At 65.1% G+C, this 20,698-nt stretch carries 16 protein-coding genes; 15 read left to right on the top strand and 1 reads right to left on the bottom strand.

Annotated elements, in window-relative coordinates; translation table 11 throughout:
• The first annotated feature begins 148 nt into the window (after positions 1 to 148).
• The gene (locus VJS90_RS10075) at positions 149 to 700 is read left to right on the top strand and encodes a UPF0149 family protein (RefSeq protein WP_324121515.1); all 552 of its coding nucleotides are present in this window, start codon (positions 149 to 151) and stop codon (positions 698 to 700) included.
• Positions 701 to 795: 95 nt separating this feature from the next.
• Here the strand turns inward: VJS90_RS10075 and VJS90_RS10070 are convergent, their stop codons facing one another.
• Complete coding sequence (locus VJS90_RS10070) at positions 796 to 3,516, bottom strand: beta-glucosidase (RefSeq protein WP_414704927.1); 2,721 nt, start codon at positions 3,514 to 3,516, stop codon at positions 796 to 798.
• A gap of 460 nt (positions 3,517 to 3,976) precedes the next feature.
• Between VJS90_RS10070 and gspE the strand changes: the two genes are divergently transcribed.
• The 14 genes from gspE (at position 3,977) to VJS90_RS10000 (ending at position 19,435) form a co-directional block, all read left to right on the top strand.
• Positions 3,977 to 5,683 carry a type II secretion system ATPase GspE gene (gspE, locus tag VJS90_RS10065; RefSeq protein WP_324121514.1) on the top strand — a complete coding sequence of 569 codons (1,707 nt, stop codon included), beginning with the start codon at positions 3,977 to 3,979 and terminating at the stop codon, positions 5,681 to 5,683.
• A gap of 11 nt (positions 5,684 to 5,694) precedes the next feature.
• A complete protein-coding gene (locus tag VJS90_RS10060; RefSeq protein ID WP_324121513.1) occupies positions 5,695 to 6,900 on the top strand; it encodes a type II secretion system F family protein in 1,206 nt (401 codons plus the stop codon).
• A gap of 10 nt (positions 6,901 to 6,910) precedes the next feature.
• Entirely contained in the window at positions 6,911 to 7,333 is a 423-nt protein-coding gene (gspG, locus tag VJS90_RS10055) for a type II secretion system major pseudopilin GspG (RefSeq protein ID WP_324121512.1), read from the top strand.
• 5 nt (positions 7,334 to 7,338) lie between these two features.
• Positions 7,339 to 7,767, top strand: a complete 429-nt coding sequence (locus tag VJS90_RS10050) for a GspH/FimT family pseudopilin (protein ID WP_349254727.1) — start codon at positions 7,339 to 7,341, stop codon at positions 7,765 to 7,767.
• Positions 7,764 to 8,153, top strand: a complete 390-nt coding sequence (locus VJS90_RS10045) for a prepilin-type N-terminal cleavage/methylation domain-containing protein (RefSeq protein ID WP_324121511.1) — start codon at positions 7,764 to 7,766, stop codon at positions 8,151 to 8,153. Before VJS90_RS10050 ends, VJS90_RS10045 begins: the two co-directional genes overlap by 4 nt.
• The gene (locus tag VJS90_RS10040; protein WP_324121510.1) at positions 8,150 to 8,755 is read left to right on the top strand and encodes a prepilin-type N-terminal cleavage/methylation domain-containing protein; all 606 of its coding nucleotides are present in this window, start codon (positions 8,150 to 8,152) and stop codon (positions 8,753 to 8,755) included. Before VJS90_RS10045 ends, VJS90_RS10040 begins: the two co-directional genes overlap by 4 nt.
• Positions 8,752 to 9,474 (top strand): type II secretion system minor pseudopilin GspK, encoded by a 723-nt coding sequence (locus tag VJS90_RS10035; RefSeq protein ID WP_324121509.1) that lies wholly within the window; start codon positions 8,752 to 8,754, stop codon positions 9,472 to 9,474. Before VJS90_RS10040 ends, VJS90_RS10035 begins: the two co-directional genes overlap by 4 nt.
• A 37-nt stretch (positions 9,475 to 9,511) precedes the next feature.
• Positions 9,512 to 10,516: a PilN domain-containing protein gene (locus VJS90_RS10030; protein WP_324121508.1), complete on the top strand. Its 1,005-nt coding sequence runs from the start codon at positions 9,512 to 9,514 to the stop codon at positions 10,514 to 10,516.
• Entirely contained in the window at positions 10,491 to 11,174 is a 684-nt protein-coding gene (gspM, locus tag VJS90_RS10025) for a type II secretion system protein GspM (RefSeq protein WP_324121507.1), read from the top strand. The genes VJS90_RS10030 and gspM overlap by 26 nt, the downstream gene beginning before the upstream one ends.
• A complete protein-coding gene (locus VJS90_RS10020; RefSeq protein WP_324121506.1) occupies positions 11,171 to 11,680 on the top strand; it encodes a SctD/MshK family protein in 510 nt (169 codons plus the stop codon). Before gspM ends, VJS90_RS10020 begins: the two co-directional genes overlap by 4 nt.
• A gap of 9 nt (positions 11,681 to 11,689) precedes the next feature.
• Positions 11,690 to 13,945: a type II secretion system secretin GspD gene (gene gspD / locus VJS90_RS10015; protein WP_324121505.1), complete on the top strand. Its 2,256-nt coding sequence runs from the start codon at positions 11,690 to 11,692 to the stop codon at positions 13,943 to 13,945.
• A 228-nt stretch (positions 13,946 to 14,173) separates the two neighbouring features.
• Positions 14,174 to 16,867 carry a beta-glucosidase gene (locus VJS90_RS10010; RefSeq protein WP_324121504.1) on the top strand — a complete coding sequence of 898 codons (2,694 nt, stop codon included), beginning with the start codon at positions 14,174 to 14,176 and terminating at the stop codon, positions 16,865 to 16,867.
• A 257-nt stretch (positions 16,868 to 17,124) separates the two neighbouring features.
• Complete coding sequence (locus VJS90_RS10005; protein WP_324121503.1) at positions 17,125 to 18,060, top strand: LysR family transcriptional regulator; 936 nt, start codon at positions 17,125 to 17,127, stop codon at positions 18,058 to 18,060.
• A gap of 184 nt (positions 18,061 to 18,244) precedes the next feature.
• Positions 18,245 to 19,435, top strand: coding sequence for a multidrug effflux MFS transporter (locus VJS90_RS10000; RefSeq protein ID WP_324121502.1), 1,191 nt, complete (start codon positions 18,245 to 18,247; stop codon positions 19,433 to 19,435).
• Positions 19,436 to 20,698 lie beyond the last annotated feature (1,263 nt).

Genomic DNA, 20,698 nt, shown 5'->3' with positions numbered 1-20,698 from the left:
GGATGTGACCTGATACAGGACATCGATCGTTTCCTGGCGACGCCGGTGTAGGGCTGGAGCAGGGGCGGGTATTTGCCGAGCGCCGGCTTCGAGAGGGCGCTCTTGTGCTAGGGTGCTCACAGTTTTTCATCCAACGGATACCCGCCCCATGCTCCCCGCGCTCACTGAAAAAGAACTCGATCGCCTCGAAGACCTGCTGATCAAGTACGGCAACGACTACTCTGTGCTGAACATCGCTGAGCTCCATGGTTTTCTCACCGCGCTGGCCAGTTCGGTCCCGCGGGTGACGCCCGAGCAATGGCTGCCGGTTGCCAGCGGCGGCAAGGTGCCGAAGTTCAAGACCCCCGCCGATGAAGAGGCCTACACTGCGCTGATGCTGCGTTTTGCCAGCGACGTGGCCAGCGAGCTTGAAGCGGACCTCGACAGCTTCGAACCGCTGTTCGAGGAGACGCAGGACGAAGACGGGCCGGTGACGGTCATGGAAGAGTGGTGCTTTGGCTACATGCGCGGCGTGCAGGTGGCGGGCTGGAGCGAATTGCCGCTGGCGCAGGCCGAGCACCTGAGCGTGATTTCCCTGCATGGCTTCGAAGACAACGTCGAGCTGCTCGACGCCATGACACCCGAGCAGTTGCAAGACTGCGTGCCCCAGGTGATCGAGGCGGCTAAGGCGCTGTACCGTCACCAACGCAATCCAGGGTGATCGCTGCCCTCCCTGGCTAGCCGGCGCGTCAAGCGCCAGCCTGCCAGGGAAGCGGGGACTGCGTGCCAGGCCGGCAAAGGCCAGGCCCGTAACCGTCAGTTCTCGTACGCTCCGTCACCTTCACCCGCCTCTGGCGGATCAAACACCTGCTCCAGCAAGGTGCCGGTGGGTGCCGGACGGTCCGTCATCTCGACCGCCTGCACCACATCGGGCGCCAGCGGGTTGCTCGAGGTCACCGGCAGTTCGTGGCGGAACGGGCTGAACACCCGTGCCCTCAGCCGTACATCCGCGGACGAGGCACCCACCGAGACGGTGAAGACGTCATCATCGACCACCCAGGCCCGCTCGCGCGGTTGATAGTAGGCCAGCGCCCGCCCGTTGAGCTGCACCGTGACGCGCCGCGTCTCGCCAGGTTCGAGAGTGACCTTGCTATAGCCCTTGAGCTCCTTCTCGGGACGGTCGACCGGCGCATGCCGGGCTCCGACGTACACTTGCGAAATCTCGGCCCCGGCGCGTTGCCCGGTGTTGGTCACGTTGTAGGACACCCGGATCGGCCTGCCAAAGGCGACCGGAGGTGATACATCGATGTCCGAATAGGCGAACGTGGTGTACGACAGGCCGTAGCCGAACGGATACAGCGCCTTGTTGGCCTGGCGGTCGTAGCCCCGGTAGCCCAGGAACAGGTCGTTGGCGTAGCTGGTCTCGACGATGGTTCCGAAGTTGTCGAACTCGGGGAAGCTCGAGTACAGCGGATTGTCCTCCAGGTTGCGCTCCAGGCTGATGGGCAGCTTGGCCGAAGGGTTGACGCTGCCGAAGAGAATCTCCGCCAGTGCCTGCCCGCCGTTCTGACCGGGGTAGAAGGCATGCAGCACGCCACCTGCCTGGTCCACCCAGTCGTTCATCTTCAGGCCCGTGCCGCCATGCATCACCACGATGGTGTTGGGGTTGGCTGCCGTGACGTTCTGCAGCATTTCCCCCTGAAACTCCGGCAGCTCCCACGGGTGGTCCCAGCCTTCGCCTTCATACTCGGCGCTGTTGCCCACGGCCACCACGACGGCATCGTAGCCGGAAAGGTCCGCAGGGGCTTCAAGCGACGCCCAGCTCAACTGCACGCCGGTGAACCCGCCGAACACACCGATGTAGCCTGGACGGCGGATGTATTCCAGCGTCACGTCGTAGGTCTCGCCGGCCTGCAGGTTGATCTTGGCCGATTCCGGGATGGTGGGGGGAATACTGTTGTCGGGCAACGGATCGCCCACGCCGTTGTTGACGATCTCGGTGCCGTTGACCGTCAGCCGGATCGCACCGTCGGCACGCACCTTGAAGACGTGCTCGCCACTGACGGTCGGTGTCACCTGGCCACGCCAGCGCGCCGAGGTATTGGCGGTATCGCCATTGGTGGGGGGCGCGGGATCGTTGCTCCAGTCCAGGTTGACCCGGGTCTCGGTACGGGTGACCGCCGGCGTGCCGCTGAATGCCGGGTTGGTGAAGTATTCGGCCACCACGCCCTCGGCGGGCGTGCCTGAGCCGTCATCGTGGGTCCAGACGGTTGCCGCGGGGTCCAGCGACAGTCCATCGAGGAAGTCCACCTGCGTGCCAGGGGCCGTTTGCCGCAAGCCGCTCAGCTCGCTGATGTAATAGCTGGGTTCGATGAATGCACTGCCAAAGCCGGTAGGTGGCGCGTACTTGGCAAAGATCCCGACCACCGCGATTCGCTGTACCTGGGCACTGTCGAGCGGCAACAGGCCGTTTCTGTTCTTGAGCAGCACGATGCCTTCACGGGCAACGCCCAGCGCTGCCAGGTTGCTGTCGAGGCTCTGGGTATCGAACGTGGTGGGCGGCACATAGGTGTCGAAGCCGAAGAGGTAGATCTGGCGCAGGATCCGCCGCACCTTGTCATCGATGGTCGCCTCCTGCAGCTCGCCACTCTCGATGGCGGGCTGCAGGATCGCGGCATTCATCTGCGACCCGGCAAGCATGTCCAGGTCGGTGCCTGCCTGCGCTGCTGCCACTCCATCGACGATCGCGTTGTAGTCGGTCTGCACAAAGCCGCGCGCACGCCAGTCGCGCTTGAGAATCTGCCGGATGAGATGGCTGTTCTGGCAGGCATACTCGCCATTGACCTTCTGGAACGAGCACATCAGCAGTGCCACGGTACCGTTCTTAACCGCGGACTCGAACGGTGGCATGGTGATTTCGCGCAGCACGCGTTCCGGAATGGTCTCGTTCAGCGTGAAGCGATTGGTCTCCTGGTCATTGGCCGCGTAGTGCTTGGCATCGGCCCACACGCCGCGCGACTGGATGCCATTGATGACGGCTGCCGCCATCCCGGCGCCCAGGTAGGGATCTTCGCCGGAAACATACTCGAAGTTACGCCCGCCGTACGGCATGCGGTACATGTTCATGCCGGGGCCGGTGATGTAGTGATAGCCGCCATTGGCGGTGTCATAGCCCAGTGCCCGGCCGAAATCCAGCGCGCGCTCGAGGTTGAACGTGGACGCCAGCGAAGGGCCGCTGGGATAGCCCACGCCCTGGTCATTGCCCTGGTTGGTGTAGCGCAGCCCGAGGCCGCCATCCGCGCCGCGGATCTGGGGAATGCCGAACCGCGGCAGGGGTTTTATGTCCCAGCCGCCGGTGCCGCCGATATAGTCGAGTTTTTCCAGGAGGGTCATCTGCGCAACGGTTTGCCGGGCCAGTCGATCGGCTTCGGCATCGGTGCGCATGGCAGCATTGGCAGTAGGAAGAAGGGCAACAAGGATTGCCGAGGACAACAGCGACAATATCCTGGGATGAGGAATTGCAGGACCTTGTTTCATGATGTCATTCCGCTGTTAGTCGACCGGACAAATGAGCCGGCCGTTAGCCAGTACTTGGCACGTGGCAGGGAAGAGCAACTGTGCAGTTGGAAATAGCACCCAGGAGTGCAGGCTCCGGGTTCCGCATCGCTATGCAGGAAAAGGAGGGTGCAGGTATCTGCATGTTCGTCCGCGCGTCATGTCGTTATGATGGTAAGTGTCGAACTCCATGAGGACAGAGTTATGAATAAGACTTCCCGCGCCTGCGCAAGTCAATAAAATTGTGTGCTTATGGTTATTTAGTCTGGAATGTATTTCGCTAAGACACATTGCATCTGAATGTCGAAGGTGATTGCCTGAACAGCCATTGAGGGTCTACTTTCAAGTATTCGGAGATCAGAAATGAAAGTTGCCCTAATAATTGTTTTGCTAACGTGTCTCAGGAAGTTAACAGTGCACATGAAAGTGGCCGGATGCACGCATGACTGAAATGCAGGCTGTTGTTCCCGAGGACGAACAGGTATGCCGTTGGCTGTTGGTCAATGGAGGACTCAAGCCCGGTGAGCTGGAGCGCGCGCGCCGGCTGGCCGAGTCAGACCCTGACAACCCCTTGCTTGACCTGCTGATCCGCATGGGCAGCGTGTCCAGCCGGGAAGTGGCGCGCGCCTGGTCAGCCCTGCTGCCCTCGCCGTTGCTCGATATCGAGGACATGCCCGCGCTGCTTGATCCCCTGCCGCCACTCGGCGAGCGCTTCCTGCGCCAGTACCATGTGGTGCCCACCGGCTGGAGCGACGGCGTGCTGGTGCTGGCGCAGGCCAACCCGGCAGACCCTTATCCCGCGAAAGCCGTTGCCTATGCCTGTGAGGTCGAGGTACAGACGCTGGTCGCTGCCCGCGAAGAGGTCGAGGCACTGATCGAACGTTTCTACGGCCAGGGCCGCTCGGCCATGGGCACCCTGATCGAAAACCTCGACGGTCCTGCGCGCGGCTCGAGTGATGACATCGAGCGCCTCAAGGACCAGGCCTCCGAAGCGCCGGTGATCCGCCTGGTCAACTTGCTGATGCAGCGCGCGGTGGACCTGCGCGCCTCGGACATCCATATCGAGCCCTTCGAACACCAGTTCAAGGTTCGCTACCGCATCGACGGCGTCCTGCAGGACGGCGAGGCACCCCCGGTCAACTCCGCCGCGGCGGTGATCTCGCGCATCAAGATCATGGCGCACCTGGACATCGCCGAGCGGCGCCTGCCCCAGGACGGGCGGATCATGCTGCGTGTCCAGGGGCGCGAGCTCGACTTGCGGGTCTCCACGGTGCCCACGCGTTTCGGCGAGTCGGTGGTGATGCGCCTGCTCGACCGCCAGACAGTCGCCTTCGACCTGCCCAGCCTCGGGCTCGACAGCGCGCGCCTGCAGCGCCTGCTCGACCTGCTGGCTCAGCCCAACGGCATCGTGCTCGTCACGGGGCCCACCGGGTCGGGCAAGACCACCACCCTGTACACCGCGCTGACCCAGCTCAACACCCCCGAACGCAAGATCATCACCGTCGAGGATCCGGTGGAATACCAGATCGAGGGCATCAACCAGATCCAGGTCAAGCCCGCGATCGGCCTGGATTTCGCCACCTCGCTGCGCTCGATCGTGCGCCAGGACCCGGACGTCATCATGATCGGCGAAATGCGCGATCTCGAGACCTGCCGCATCGCCATCCAGTCATCGCTCACCGGCCACCTGGTGCTGTCCACGTTGCACACCAACAGCGCCGCATCAAGCATCACCCGGCTGCTGGACATGGGCGTCGAGAGCTACCTGATCGCCTCGACCGTGACCGGGATTCTCGCCCAGCGGCTGGTGCGCCGGCTCGCGCCCGAGTACCGCGAGGCCTTTGCCGCCGGCCCTGCGCTGATCGCCGAGCATGGCCTGGACCGCTTCACCGACCAGCGCCCCATCATGCTCTACCGTCCCAGCCCGGGATCGCCGGCCGGCGGCTACAGCGGTCGCAGCGCGATCACCGAACTGCTGGTGATGAACGATGAACTGCGCGAGCTGCTGATGGCTCACGCCGATGCCGCCACCCTGGAGCGCGCCGCGCGACAGGGCGGGCTGCGCACGCTCTTCGAGGAAGGGCTGCGCCAGGCATTGGCCGGCATCACCAGCCTCGAAGAGGTGCTACGCGTCACGCGCAGCGAATGAGAGGAGGCGCCATGCCACGTTTTCACTACAAAGCGCTCGAGGCCGACGGCACTGCGCGCCAGGGCGACCTTGAGGCCGCCGACAGCGCGGCCGCCGCCCAAGTGCTGCACAAGCGCGGGCTGCTGGTGGTGCAGGTGCAGGCCGGGCAGGGCAGAGGCTGGCGCGCGCGGAGCACGGCGCGGCTGAAACAGGCCTTCGTGCTCAATTTCACCCAGCAGCTGGCTATCCTGCTTGGCGCGGGCCAACCGCTGGAGCAGGCGCTGGCCGTGCTGCTCAGGCAGCAGTCCGGCGAAGGCACCGCTGCCCATGCCGTGCTCGAGCGTATCCGCGAGCGGGTCAAGGGCGGCAAGGCGCTGTCCACCGCCATGGCCGAGGAAGACGGGCAGTTTCCTGCCCTGTACCTCAGCGTGGTCAGGGCCGGGGAGGCGAGCGGTGCCTTGCACGACACCCTGCAGCAGCTGAGTGATTACCTCGAACGGCGCGAGGTGCTCAAGGGCCAGCTGGTCAATGCGCTGATCTACCCGGTGTTTCTGGTGGTCGGTGTGATCGCGGCGCTGATCCTGCTGATTGCCTACGTGGTGCCGCAGTTCGTGCCGATCTTCAAGGACCTGGGCGTGCCGTTGCCATTGATCACCGAGGCGATCCTGGCCACCGGCCTGTTCATCGCCAACCGCTGGCCATGGCTGCTGGCCGCACTGGCGACGCTAAGCCTGGCCTGGCCGGCCTACTGGCGCGCGCCTGAACGCAAGCGCCGCCTGCACCGGCGGCTGCTGGCCATGCCGGTGGTCGGCGAGCTCGGCCAGCGGCTGGAAGTCGCCCGCCTGGCGCGTACGCTGGGGACGTTGCTGCGCAACGGCGTGCCCCTGCTCGAGGCCCTGGCTATCGCCCGGCAGGTCTGCCTCAACCAGGCAGTGGCGGAGCTCGTCGACCTGGCGCTGGCGCGGGTCAGGAACGGCGGCTCGCTCGCCGCTGCCCTGCACGATGACCAGCTGTTGCCGTCGCTTGCCTTGCAGATGATCGAGGTGGGCGAACAGGCCGGGCAACTGGACCGGGTGCTGCTGAAGGTCGCCGACGTCTTCGACCAGCAGGCCCAGCGCAGCATCGACCGCCTGCTCGCGGCACTGGTGCCGACCCTGACCCTGGTCATGGCGCTGCTGGTGGCGGTCATCATGTTGGCCATCATGCTGCCGCTGATGAGCCTGACCAATACTCTCTGAGGCTTTGAACATGCGCCATACAACTGCCAAGCGTCGCCGCCAGCATGGCTTCACGCTGCTGGAAATGCTCGCCGTGATCGTCTTGCTGGGCATCGTCGCGACCATCGTCGTGCGCCAGGTCGGCGGCAATGTCGACAAGGGCAAGTACGGCGCCGGCAAGGCGCAACTGGCCAGCCTGGGCATGAAGATCGAAAGCTACGGGCTCGACCTCGGCACCCCGCCACGGCAACTGGCGCAACTGCTCGCCCGCCCCAGTGGCGAACAGGGCTGGAACGGGCCGTACGCCAAGCCCTCCGATCTCAAGGACCCGTTTGGCCATGCGTTCGGCTATCGCTATCCGGGCCAGCATGGCCCCTTCGACCTGATCTTCTACGGCCAGGATGGCCAGCCGGGTGGTGAGGGCTACAGTGCCGATGTCGGCAACTGGGAGTAGGCGCCGTGCGCCGCCCGGCGGGTTTCACTCTGATCGAGATGCTGGTGGTGATCGTCCTGATCGCCGTGGCCGCCGGCCTCATGGCCACCGGCATCGCGCAGGGGCTGCACGCCAGCCGCGAGCGCCAGGCGGTCCGTGAAATGGTCTTCGCGCTGCGCCAGGCACGGTCCCAGGCGGTGCTGGACAACAAGCCCGCGTTGCTGCACTTCGATCTGCCGGGGCGTTGGTATGGCGCACCGGGTCAACCGCGCCGCAGCTGGCCAGACACGGTCCAGGTGCGGCTGGTGACGGCCCGGCAACTGGGCAGCGCGGTGGCGTTCTACCCTGATGGCAGCTCCAGCGGTGGGCACCTGCTACTGACCCGGGGCGACCGCCAATGGCGCATCGACATCGGCTGGCTGACCGGTGATGTGCGCTGGATGGCCACGCCATGAGCCCGCACGGTCCCCGCAGCGCCGGCTTCACCTTGCTCGAAATGCTCGCGGCCCTGGCGTTGCTGGCGGTGCTGCTGACCGTGACCCTGTCGAGCCTCGCCCAGATCAACCGCAGCCTCACCCAGATGCGCGACAGCGAAAGCAAGCGCCAGGCGGCCCGCAGCCTGCTGGACGAACAGCGTGACCTGCGCTTGCGGCCCGGGCTGCGCAGGGGTGTCACCGAGGGCGGTATCCGCTGGACCGAGCGCATCAGCCTGATGCCCGGAGGCGAAGGCCGCTTGCCCCTCCTGCGCGTCGAGTTGCAGCTCGACGCACCCGGCACGGCGCCCTGGGTGCTGAGCACGCTGGTGGTGCAGACGCCTTCCGTGGAGGCCGCCGCCCCATGAAGCGCCCGGCCCGTGGCTTCACCTTGCTCGAGATCCTCGTGGCATTGGCACTGCTTGGGGTGCTGCTGACCCTGGTGATGAGCACGCTGGTGCTGGCCCAGCGTGGCCTGAACGGTGCTGACCGTTACCTGCAACGCCTCGGCGAGGTCCGCGCGGCGCAGAACTTCCTGCACCAGGCGATCGCCCAAACCCTGCCGATCCAGCGCCTGCAGCAAGACGCAGGGCAGGTCTTCGTAGGCGAGCCTGACTCGCTGCTGTTTGCCGCGGCCCTGCCTGCCGATCTGGGCGGGGGCATCCACTGGCACATCCTCGACGTCGCGCAGCTGGGCGACCGCCCGGCCCTGCGGATCCGCTTCGAGACCAGCGCCGCGCGGTCATGGGGGGAGCCGCAATGGCTGCTGCGCGAGGTCCGGGGCGTGCGCCTGAGCTACCGGGGCGTCGACAACCTGGGCAAGCGTACCGCGTGGCTCGACCACTGGCCCTGGCCGAGGCGCTTGCCCAGGCAGGTGCGCATCGCGGTGCAGGCCGATGGCCCGGTGCCGTGGACGACTCAGGTGGTCGCCCTGCGGCTGGACCTGAGCGGCGAGCAGGCCACGCCATGAGGCGCCGGTCGCAGGGCATCGCCTTGCTGCTGGTGATCGGCTTGCTGGCGCTGCTGACCCTGATGCTCTCCGGACTGGTCGGCGCGGTACGCCAGGAACTGCGCCTGGGCCAGTGGCAACGCGAGCACACCCGTGCGGCGTGGGCGGCCGAAGCGGGCCTGGCGCTGGCGGTCCGCGGCCTGCGTGAACCGGTGCCGGCGCGCCGCTGGATCGCCGATGGGCGCCTGCAGACGCTCGAGTTCGATGGCGCGGCCCTGCAGGTGCGGGTACGCAGCGAGCGCGGCAAGCTCGACCTGAACCTCGCCAGCGCCGCCGACCTGGCCCGCGTGGCCCTCGGCCTGGGCGCCACGGCCGAGCAATCCCGGCAGCTCGCCGCCGCGCTCTCGATCGAGCGCGGGGATGATCGCCCACCGTTGCGCGCCCTTGAGGAAATCCGCGGCTGGCCCGGCATGAGCGCTGCGCTGTACGCGCGGCTATTGCCCCACGTGACGCTCTGGAGCGGGCTGGTCCGTCCAGACCCGGCCTTCGCCAGCGCGCCCTTGCGCGAGGCCCTGGGACTGCCTCAAGTGGACGCCCAGGGGAGCGATCCGGGCCCGATCGTGACCATCCAGAGCCTGGCCACTCGGCCGCATGGCTTTTCCGCCCAAATCCACGGCACGGTGCTACTTTCAATTGAGCAAGGCCCCCGGCCTTTCAGGGTCCTGCGCTATAGCGAGTGAGGTGCCGTTGCGCATGCATGCATTTGGGTTCTCAAGCTTGAGCAAGCAGATTCCTGCCCATTGGAGCGGTAGCCTTGCGCAACGCGCCTGGCACTGGTGGAGGCGCCAGCTGCGTGACTGCGTCCCCCAGCGGCTGGTGCGCAAGAAGCCCGAGCGCCTGTATCAGTGGCCACTGGTCGAAAACCCACGGGCTGCGGTCGATCACCGCGCCGTCCTGCTGCTGCAGCCCGGGCAGGCGTTGCGCCATTCGCTTTCCTTGCCAACCGCCGCCGCCCGCGATCTGGACGCGATACTGGCCTATGAACTGGACCGCTTCACGCCCTTCACCTCCCAGCAAGCGCATGCCGTGGTACGCCGGGAGGGCATCAGCAATGGTCGTCTGCGCCTGACCCTGGTGATTGTCCGGCGCGACCACCTGGCCACCTGGCAGGCGGGTTTCGAGGAGCACGGCATCACCCTTGAGCATATCGACCTGCTCGACGAGCATGGCGAGCGGCTGGGCCTGAACCTGCTGCCACAGCAGGCGCCCAGCGGCTGGAGCCGACGCCGGGCGCGGATGGCAGGGGGGCTGGGTGTGCTGGCGCTGCTGCTGGTGTACGCGGCGATGGCCTCCGTCTTGCACCAGCGCGAGGCCGCGGTGCAACAGCGCAGCGCCGAGGTCCAGGCGCTGCGGGGCCAGACTGCCGAGCTGCAGGGCCTGCGCCAGCAACTCACCCAGGCCGACAGCGCGGCGCGCTCGTTGACCGCGCTCAAGCAGCGCCAGGCCACCTACGCGCTGCTGCTCGCCGAACTGAGCACCTGCCTGGCCCTCGACACCTGGCTGCAGAGCCTGCAGGTGAACCGCGACGGCCAGGTCGACCTCTCTGGTTTCACCGACCATGCCAGCGGTCTGCTCAACCAGGTGAAAGGCTGCCCGCACCTGGTGGACGCGCGCTACCAAGGCGTCATCCAGCCGGATGCCGACAGCGGCAAGGACCGCTTCTACGTGCGCGCCCAGCTCTTGCGGGAGCCCGCCCATGCGGCCGCAACTGTCAGCCCGTGACCAGCGCGTGGCAGCACTGGTCCTGCTTGGACTGGTGATCGCGGCGGCCTACTGGCTGCTGGTGCACAGCTGGTTCGTCGGCCCCTTGCTGGCGGCAAACCAGCAACTGAGCGACCTGATGGACCAGCATCAGCACTACAGCGCCCTGCTGGGCCAGCGCGAAACCTTGCAACGTCAGGTCCAGGAAGCCCGGCTGCGCAGCAGCGATACCCAGGCGCTGCTGCCCGGCGAAGACAGCGGCGTGGTGGCGGGTGACCTGATGCAGCAGGTCGTGGAGCAGGTGAAACGCCTCGAAGCTGTCGGGCCCGGGTGCAAGGTTACCCAACGCATGCCGATGTCCGCTGAGCGCGTCGCGCAAGAGCTGCCCTACCAGCGCGTGACGCTCAGCCTTGACCTTGAGTGCGCGATCGAGCCACTGACCCGGTTGCTGCATGCGCTGGAGTACGCCCGGCCGTTGCTGTTCGTCGAGGAGCTCACCATCACCCGCGCCGCGCAGGCCCGGCAGGAGCAAGGCACGGGCCGGCTCAGCGTGCACCTGCTGGTGGCGGGCTACATGGCGGCCCAGGCGCCTGCGACGCCCGCCGCAACCGACGACGCCGAGCTGCCGGACGAGGCGCCGGCGCAAGACCCACCCTTCGACACGGGTGACGAGCAGTGACCCGCCGGGCAGCGCGCATCGCGTTGTTGCTGGCAACGATCGTATTGGCGGGGGGAGTGGCCGCTGTCCTGTTCAGCGCCAGGGATGAGCCTGGCCACCCGGCCGAGGTGGCGCAAAGCCTGGCGCCGCCCCCCGAAGCACCTGGCCTGCCCGAGGCCCCCTCGGTGCAAGTCTTCGCCGCAGCCTGGCAGCACCCCTTGTTCAACCCTGAGCGCGCGCCGGATGCCCAAGGGGTGTCAGCGAGCTCTGGTCCCGACCTCAGCACGTTCCTGCTCACCGGCATCATCATCGAGGGCGATCGGCGTGTCGCCATGTTCAAGCAGAAAGGCGGCGCCAGCCTGACGCTCAGGGAAGGGGCCACGCTCAAGGATGGCTGGCGTATCCAGCGCATAGAAGCGCGCCGCGTGGAACTTCACAACAACAGCGAATCGCGCGTGCTGCAGCTGCTGACCCCGCGTTTGCCGAGCGCCCCGGCACCCGCCCGGGCGCGTACCGCAAGTCCATGAGGCCATGAGATGAGCAAACCCGTAGATGGCCTGGCCCTCCTGCTGCTGACCCTGCTGGCGGGCTGTACCACCCAGGCCACCCCCGACAACGACCCGCAGCTGATCCGCGAAGCCCTGCGCGGCACGGGCAGCGATCGACGCCCGATGACCAGCGCGCCGCTGCCCTCGACGGTCCCGCAACCTGCCATCGGCACCGCTCCTGGGCGCCAGGTCGTCAGGGGCAGCGCGCGCTTCATCCGGGACGTCCCGCCCGTTTCGGGCGCGCGGCCGGCCGACCCCGGTTCGGGCGGAGTAATGCTCAACTTCACCAACCAGCCCATCGTTGCCATCATCAACACCATCATGGGCGACCTGCTGCAGGAGAACTACAGCATCGCCCAGGGCGTGACCGGCGAGGTGTCGTTCTCCACCTCACGGCCAATCCCCAAGGACCAGGCCATGGCAGTGCTCGAAAGCCTGCTGGGCTGGACCAACAACGCGATGATCCGCCAGGGTGACCGCTACGTCATCCTGCCCGCCAACCAGGCGGTCGCCGGTCAGCTCGTGCCCTCCATCGGCATGGGCTCGCCGCCGCGGGGCATGTCGGTGCGCCTGTACCCGTTGCAGTTCATCTCGGCCGCCGAGATGCAGAAGCTGCTCAAGCCCTTTGCCTGCGAGAGCGCCTTCCTGCTGGTCGACCCGGCCCGCAATGTCATCGGCATGGCGGGCACCCCCGAGGAGCTGGCCAACTACCAGAGCACCATCCAGACCTTCGACGTCGATTGGCTCAGGGGCATGTCGGTGGGCGTGTTCGGCCTGCAGCGCGCCAGCGTCGCCGAGCTGATGCCCGAGCTGCAAAAGGTGTTTGGCGCCGAGAGCGGCACGCCGCTGGCGGGAATGCTGCGCTTTCTGCCGATCGAACGCACCAACTCGATCGTGGTGATTTCGTCCCAGCCCCAGTACCTTCAGGAGGTCGGCCAATGGATCCGTACCATCGATGAAGGCGGCGGCAACGAGCCGCAGCTGTATGTGTATGACGTGCGCAACATGAAGGCCGCCGACCTGGCCCGCTACCTGCGCCAGATCTACGGCACCGGCGCGATCCAGGACCAGGCGCCGGCCCAGGTGGCGCCAGGGCTGTCCACCACCGTGCTGTCCTCGCCCGTCGGCAGTGGCTCGGGGCTGGGGCGCGGCTCGGTGAATGCCCTGGGCCGCGCAACGGGCGGCTATGGCGCCATGTCCGGAGACCCGAGCCAAGGCATCAGCCGCACCTTCGGCGGCATGAGCGAAGAGCAGGAAGGCGGCGCCAATGCCGAAGGCACTGCCGAGCCTGGCGGTGACAAGGGCATGGACGACACCACGCGGATCACCGCGCAAAAAAGCAGCAACCAGTTGCTCGTGCGCACCCGGCCCTCGCACTGGGCCGAGATCGAATCAGCCATCCGCCGGCTCGACAATGCCCCCATGCAGGTGCAGATCGAGACACGCATCCTGGAAGTCACCCTCAGCGACGAACTGAACCTTGGGGTGCAGTGGTACCTGGGCAACCTCGCCGGCAACTCCACCACCGAAGGCATCGCCGATGCCCCCGGCAGCCAGGGTGCGCTGGGTTTCGGCGGGGTAGGGCTGGGGCCTGCCGACGCGCTGTTCTACTCCTTCGTCGGCGGCGACCTTCAGGTGGCCATACGGGCGCTGGAGGCTACCGGCAAGACCCAGGTGCTGTCCGCGCCTTCGCTGGTGGTGATGAACAACCAGCAGGCGCAGATCCAGGTCGGCGACAACATTCCGATCAGCCAGACCACCGTGAACACCATCAACACCGACACCACCCTCAGCAGCGTGGAATACATCCAGACCGGTGTGATCCTCGACGTGGTGCCGCGCATCAACCCGGGTGGCCTGGTGTACCTGGACATCCACCAGCAGGTCAGTGATGCGGGCGCGACCACCAGCGATGACGTCAACCCGCGGATCTCGACGCGTTCGATCGCCACCCAGGTGGCGGTGCAAAGTGGCGAGACCGTCCTGCTCGGCGGGCTGATCCGCCAGGATGACCTCAACACCCGCAGCCAGGTGCCCTACCTGGGGAGTATTCCCGGGCTGGGCTGGCTGTTTGGCGCAAGCACCCGGAGCAAGGGACGAACGGAGCTGATCGTGCTCATCACTCCGCGGGTCGTGACCAGCAGCAGCGAGGCGCGCGGCGTGACGGACGAATACCGCGACAAGATGCGCCTGCTGAACGTGCCGGGGTCCATGCCGCCCCCGGACCTGCGCGGGACATACTGAACAGCGGGGGCTGCCGGGGGAATAAGCGCTCCGCTTGGATATGGAAAAATCAACTGAACGCCTGTGCGACTCGCTGCCTCTTCATTAGAGCTCGACACAGAAATTATCAACGTACCTTCATCTGCGCTGATTGCACGCTTCGCAGACATGGAAGCCAGACGAGCCGCTTGTCCGGTTGCCTTGGGGCATCACCAGGGCGCGAACTCGGTTTTCCATGGAAGTGTTCTCATGTCCAGTCATTCACTGTCCCTGTTGAAAAGCGCGCTGCTGAGCGCAGGCCTGGCCGGTTCTGCTCTGGTCTGGGCCGCGCCGCCCCTGCAAGGCCCGGCGGTAGAGCAGCGCGTCGAGGCTATCCTGTCGCAGATGACGCTGTCGGAGAAACTCAGTTACATCAACGTCGACGACGGTCATATGCTGCGGCCCTTGCCGCAATACGGCCTGCCGGGAACAGTCAGCTACGACTCGTCCATGGGTGTTCATGTCGAGTCCACCATGTTCGGTACCCAGTACCCGTCCATGTCGGCGCTCGCCGCGACCTGGAACCTGGATCGCGCCAAGCAGTACGGGCTGGCGATCGGCTTCGATACGCGCGCGGCGGGCGGCCAGCAACTGCTGTCGCCGGGCCTGAACCTGTACCGCACCCCGTTCAACGGGCGCTCCGCCGAACACCTCAGCGGTGAAGACCCCTACATCGGTGCCGTGATGGGGCCGGCCGTGGCCAACGCCATCGAACGCCAGGGCGTCTGGACCGGCGCGAAGCACTACCTGGCCAACGAGCAGGAGGCCAACCGGCACTTCCTCAACGTGCATGTCAGCGAGCGGGCCCTGCGCGAAATCTACCTGCCAGGGTTCGAGTCACTGGTGAAGAACGCCAGCCCCGCCGCGATCATGTGCGGCTTCAACAAGGTCAACGATGACTACGCGTGCGAAAGCCACCGCCTGCTCGCCGACCTGCTCAAGGGCGAATGGAATTTCCAGGGCTTCGTCCTCAGTGATTTCAATTCCATCACCGATGGCCTGAAAGCCGCGCTGGCCGGTTCCGACCTGGACATGCCCAGCGGGCTGAAGATGAACGAAGCCACGTTGCTGCCGTTCATCGAAAGCGGCGTGCTGCCCGTGGCGACCATCGATGACAAGGTGCGGCGCAACTTGCGGGCCATGGTCAGCTATGGCTTCGACCAAGGTTTGCCGGTGCCTTCCGGCATCAAGGACGACCCGCGCAGCCTGCGGGCATCCCTGGATGTTGCTCGTGAAGGCATCGTCTTGTTGAAAAACGAAGCGGTGGAGGGCAGCGGCAAGCTGCTGCCGCTGAGCAAAACGGCCAACATCGCCGTCGTGGGCAATATCGCCGAGCAGGCGCCGCCGTCGCCGTTCGGCACCGCCTGGTCCGAAGTCGAGGACAACGTCACCGAGCTGCAAGGCATCCGGCGTGGCACGAGCGGCGCGGTCACCTTCCTGCGCAGCCTGTCGTTGAACCCGGTCCGGGCGGCCTGGTTTACCCAGGACCCGTCCTCCAGCACCCCCCAGGCCATCGTCCGCGGGCTGCGCGCCGAGTACTACAACAACGCCACCTGGTCCGGCTCACCCGCGGTCACGCGGATCGAGCCCGGCGTGAACTGGGCGTTCACCTCGAACACCAACACCACCTCGCGCGGCACCACCACCGTCGAGGGCTTCACGCCCACCCAAGGCGCCTTCTCGGCCCGGTTCATCGGCAAGATCCGCCCGACCGTCACCGGCCGCCACGTGTTCAAGGTGCGCGGGGACGGGTCGCTGCGGCTGTGGGTCAATAATCGGCTGATCGTCGACCATGACGGCACGCCGCTGTCCACCGACCTCGCCGACCCCATCTCGCAGTCCGGCCGCACGGTGGTGCTGCAGGCCGGCGAGTTCTACGATGTGCAGCTCGAATATAGCCGTGTGTCCAGTTTCTACATTCCCGTGCAGGGCGGCCTCTGGGGCGTGCAGATGAGCTGGGCGGCCCTGGCGGCGCCCGAAGACCTCGCCATCTATGACGCGGTCGTCGTGGCGGCCGGGCTCAACAATGAGTACGAAGGCGAAGCGTCCGATCATGGCTTCGGGCTTCCGGAGTTCCAGGACGAACTCATCCGCAACCTCATCGCCGCCAATCCCCGGACCGTCGTCGTGCTGCATGCGGGCGGCACCCTCGACATCAATTCCTGGGCCCGGCGCGCCAACGGCGTGCTGCACGCCTGGTACCCCGGCGCCTTTGCCGGCCGGGCACTGGCCGAAATCCTGTTCGGCGACATCAGCCCCTCCGGCAAGCTGCCCGTCACCTGGGACCGTGACATCCAGGACAACCCCAGTTACCCGAGCTACCCCGATCCGCGGCCCTACCAGGGGCCCAATGCGCTGGCCGACATGACCTATACCGAAGACATCTTCATGGGCTACCGCGGCTATGACCAGGCCGGCACCCGGCCCCTGTACCCATTTGGCCACGGTCTGTCGTACACCACCTTCCAGTACAGCGACATCCGTGTCTCGCCCGCCGTCATTGTGCCCGGCAGCGACATCAGCGTGACCTTCACCGTGACCAACACCGGCCCCGTGGCAGGCGCCGAGATCGCCCAGCTCTACGTCCGCCCCGTGGCGCCCACGGTGTCGCGGCCGCTCAAGGAGCTCAAAGGGTTTGGCAAAGTGCTGCTGCAGCCCGGTGAAGCCCGCGAGATGACCCTGGTGCTCAACAGCCGCGCCTTTGCCTACTTCGACCCGGTCACCTTCAACTGGATCGTCGACCCCGGCCGGTACCGGATCCAGGTGGGTGGCGCATCCGATGCACTGCCCCTGCGGGCCAACGTGCGCGCGTTGTTCCGCCAGGAGTTGCCAACCAATACCAGCAACCCGCTGTCGGGTGTGATGCGCGCAGCGGTGCAGGTGGAGGCGGGGGCTGCGTATTGAATCGCTCATGTCAGCCCGGTGAGGACAATGGACTGGACGTTCACGCCTCGCGCGTCGCCGCCCGCCAGGACAAGCGCAGCTCGCAGGTGGCGCTGAGCGCGCGAGGCAAGGCATTGATTGAAAAGGCCGTTTTTATCCATACTGAGAGTCGGGAAAAGAGCAGCGAGTGCTGTTCGCACAGCTTTGAAGCCAACGCTGGCCCATCTTCCAAGGGAGGGCGCCCCAGCCAATGACCGGAAAATTCAGGAGGAATTTTCATGCTTCACAGCAATTACCTGAAGCAGCTGGATCTGCAGGATATCGTGGTGTTTCTGAATCTGGTCGAGCTTCGCAGCGCCAAGCGCACGGCCGAACGGATGAATGTCAGCCAGCCCACGGTCAGTTATTGCCTCAAACGCCTGCGTGGATGTTTCGATGACGCGCTGTTTGCGTCTTCGCATGGGGTGTTGAAGCCTACGACCAAGGCGCAGAAGATCGCGCCTTATCTGCGTATGGTGGTGGAGTCGGTCAACCGCTGCGCGGAGGATGACGGCTCCGTTCCGGCCCATGTGTTGCGCAGGATCTGGACGCTGTGCGCGCCCGAATACTTCGAGCTGTCCTTCCTGCCGCAGGCGCTGGCCGTGCTGTCACGGACCCATCCCAACACCTCGCTTCACCTCGACCGCCTGAGCCGGGACCTGCCCGTGGACCGGCTGATCGCAGGTGACCTGGACATCGCTATCGGCTTCGGCCCGGGTTACCACCAGATGCACCCTGAGCTGCAATGGCAAGCGGTGCTCAATGATGACTTCGTGTGCCTTACCAGCTGGAGGCCGCTGGCCCGTGACGGGTTCATGAGCCTGGACGAGTTCTGTGCTTCACCCCATGTGTTCCCCACACCGTGGATATCCGAAAGGAACATGGTCGATGGCTGGCTGGACAAGGTGGGTCGCACGCGCAACGTGCTGGTGCGCGCCAACAGCTACCAGGCCTGTGTGAACATCGTGGCTGAAGTGCCGGCAACCGTTGCCTTGCCCGCGCGGCTGCTGCCGCATCTGCGCATCGCGCCGGGACTGAAAGTCTGCCAGCCACCGCTGGGCTTCCCGAGTTTTACCCTGGACATGATCTGGGCCAAGGACCGCGGCGACAGCAAGGATGTCTCCAGCTTGCGCTCGCTTGTCGAGACGGTGGGCGAGACGATGCTGAACGTGTGATGACTTCGCTTTATTAAAATTTACGCGGGCTTTTCCATTTATTGAAACCAGTAGCGTGTTCCGTTCTTTTACCGTGAGGTCATCAGGTGGCGGGGGCTGCCTGATTCCGCATTTCGCCAGCCAGGCATTCGCCTGATCACATCTTTCTCCGGGCATGACCCTGCCCGGAGTGCTGGAGGTAACCATGAACGCCGACAAGCGTTACGAGAATTTCATCGTCTTTCTGGCGCCACTGATCAATAGCGTCGGTGGTATCGCCATCGACCTGTACGCGCCCAGTCTTCCATCGATCGGGCGAGAGCTGGGCGCCAGTGCGTCGCTCATGCAGAACACCATCACCATCACCTTGCTGTTCTATGCGATCGGGCAGCTGTTCTTCGGCGTCATGGCCGATGCGCGCGGTCGCAGGCCTACCGTGCTGATGGGTCTTGTCGTGTTTCTGGGCGGCAGCGTGCTGGCAACCCTTGCCACGTCCATCGAAATGCTGTTGCTGGCCCGCGCGCTGCAGGGCTTTGCGATCGGGGCATGCCAGGTGGTTGCCCGTGCGTTGCTGGTCGATATCGTCAAGGGACCGCGCTTCTACGTGGCGGTCATCTACCTGAGCCTTGCCTTTGGCCTCGGGCCCGTGATCGCGCCGTATGAGGGCGGCCTGGTCGAGGTGTACCTGGGCTGGCGCTACAATTTCGTCCTGTATGCGGTGTATGCAGTGATCGTGCTGGCATTCGTCCTGGCCGGTCTCAAGGAGTCGCTGGCCCCCGTGGCCCGTCGTAGCGCCTTGCAGACAATGGCGGGCTACCGCTGCATCCTGGCTGACAGTCGCTTCCGCTCTTCAGTGGTCGTGCTCGGTTCCAGCTTTTCGGCATTCCTGTTGTGGAACGTGTTTGGTCCGCACATCGTGCAGGAGCGGCTGGGGTTTGATGCGCAGTACTTCGGCACCACGGCACTGGCGGTAGGCAGTTGCTATCTGGTGGGCACCCTGGTGAATCGCCTGCTGATCCGCGTGGTGCAGGCTGCTGCGCTGATGTGGGCCGGGATGCTGCTGTTCTTGTTTGGCGTCCTGGGCATCGCGGTGATGCCTACCGGGTTGCACCTGGAAAGCATCCTGGGCGGCATCATGCTCATCGCCTTCGGCCAAGGCTTCATCTTCTCCAACGCCATGGCCCGCTCCATGTCGCTGTTTCCCGACCGGGCAGGGGTGGCGGCAAGCCTGCAGGGTTGCCTGATGCTGATAGCCGGGTCGCTGGTCTCGGGCATCGTCAGTGCGCTGCCGTTGACCTCCAACCTCGCCATCGCCGGTGTGTTCCTGGTGCTCTGGCTGGTATCGCTCTCGGGGATGCTGAAAGTGCGAACGCAGCGCCAAGTGTCGGTGGCCTAGCTGTGAGAGCAACTGTCTTGTCCCCTGCAACCATCGCACGATCTTGTAATCCTGCGCCCCGGCGAGGGCTCTGCCCTCGAATCGCAGCACAAGGCGTGCTCCCACAAGAGCTGGCGCGGCCAGCTCGGTTATGGAAGCCCTGCCCGGCACCGCCAGGGAACACCGAATGCAGCCAACTGCTCTTGCAGCGCCTATTCGATTCTGGGGCCGCTGCGCAGCCCAATCGCGCGATCGGGCCCGCAAGTGCTAATGAATCCTCCCATTGATCTGACTGAAACACTGCGGATCTGGCTGTACGGTGTCGATCGAAGTTGGATCCGGAACCCAACCTTTAGCCTCTACATATTCCGGGCTGTACACGAATTCGCCGACCCCATCCACAATTCTCAGTCGACCGAGTGTCGTGATATCCAGCGAATCCGGAAGCTGCATGTACAGATACATCGAAGTCATCAGAAATCCTCCTCCGAGATTCGCCTTACCCGGACCCGGTGCTCCGTGGCATGCCGAGCGATGGGAGGAAGCTCCGGATTCGCGAACGCGTCATCGAGCAGTCCCAGGCTTCCCGCTCATTTCGCGCCCAGTCCCATCAATCGAGCGGCGCGCTCCCACCAGGCACGAGTTCTCTCACTCGGCTTGTTGGCTGTCAGTTCCTCCTCAATCAGCCTCGGCATATCCCGCAGCCTCACCCAAGGGTCACTCTGCCAATACAACACGCTCACCAGCCGTTCCCCGGCCCAGCTCATTCGCGCAGAACCAGGCTTGGGATTCGAGCCAGAGGGTATGGAGAGGGCGGTTATGGCGGGTGAAAAGGGTGGGCTTGTAGAGGTCAGTCATGGCTGGCCTCTAGGATTTGCGAACATTCAAACGAACGGGACACTATCGCGACTGCCTCGCGTATGCTTCTCGCAATACTCATTTCTCGTACCTCCGTGTATTGTCAGCTTTCTTAAGGCTGGGAGTCGGGAGCTAAGAAACCCACACGGCAGGCCGGACATATTTCCCTTTCGGGTCTTGTATTCGCCCACTCCCGACATAACGGAGTGCATTTGCGCGCAGTAGTAAACCACAGGCACAAACAAGCCGCATCTATCGGGAGCGATCAACCGCCGTGTTTGGCGTTTCTTAGGCGCCGGTGACAACCTTAAGGAAGGCCGCAGAACGAGTCAAAGCATTAGTTGTAGGAAAAATCTGATTTTAAAGCGGAGCGGATTTTGTATCAGAATGGTACTGAAATGGAGGAGAAGATTCTGTTCACATCCT

The organism is Pseudomonas sp. (genome assembly GCF_035277045.1).
In the GTDB taxonomy this organism is placed as follows: Bacteria; Pseudomonadota; Gammaproteobacteria; order Pseudomonadales; family Pseudomonadaceae; genus Aquipseudomonas.
The sequence above is the reverse complement of the archived record's forward strand: the minus strand, read 5'-3'. Positions and strand labels throughout refer to the sequence as shown.

Coding starts and splice junctions, on each gene's coding strand:
- VJS90_RS10075 (WP_324121515.1), top strand. CDS start 149: ATGCTCCCCGCGCTCACTGAAAAAGAACTCGATCGCCTCGAAGACCTG.
- VJS90_RS10070 (WP_414704927.1), bottom strand. CDS start 3,516: ATGAAACAAGGTCCTGCAATTCCTCATCCCAGGATATTGTCGCTGTTG.
- gspE (WP_324121514.1), top strand. CDS start 3,977: ATGACTGAAATGCAGGCTGTTGTTCCCGAGGACGAACAGGTATGCCGT.
- VJS90_RS10060 (WP_324121513.1), top strand. CDS start 5,695: ATGCCACGTTTTCACTACAAAGCGCTCGAGGCCGACGGCACTGCGCGC.
- gspG (WP_324121512.1), top strand. CDS start 6,911: ATGCGCCATACAACTGCCAAGCGTCGCCGCCAGCATGGCTTCACGCTG.
- VJS90_RS10045 (WP_324121511.1), top strand. CDS start 7,764: ATGAGCCCGCACGGTCCCCGCAGCGCCGGCTTCACCTTGCTCGAAATG.
- VJS90_RS10040 (WP_324121510.1), top strand. CDS start 8,150: ATGAAGCGCCCGGCCCGTGGCTTCACCTTGCTCGAGATCCTCGTGGCA.
- VJS90_RS10035 (WP_324121509.1), top strand. CDS start 8,752: ATGAGGCGCCGGTCGCAGGGCATCGCCTTGCTGCTGGTGATCGGCTTG.
- gspM (WP_324121507.1), top strand. CDS start 10,491: ATGCGGCCGCAACTGTCAGCCCGTGACCAGCGCGTGGCAGCACTGGTC.
- gspD (WP_324121505.1), top strand. CDS start 11,690: ATGAGCAAACCCGTAGATGGCCTGGCCCTCCTGCTGCTGACCCTGCTG.
- VJS90_RS10010 (WP_324121504.1), top strand. CDS start 14,174: ATGTCCAGTCATTCACTGTCCCTGTTGAAAAGCGCGCTGCTGAGCGCA.
- VJS90_RS10005 (WP_324121503.1), top strand. CDS start 17,125: ATGCTTCACAGCAATTACCTGAAGCAGCTGGATCTGCAGGATATCGTG.
- VJS90_RS10000 (WP_324121502.1), top strand. CDS start 18,245: ATGAACGCCGACAAGCGTTACGAGAATTTCATCGTCTTTCTGGCGCCA.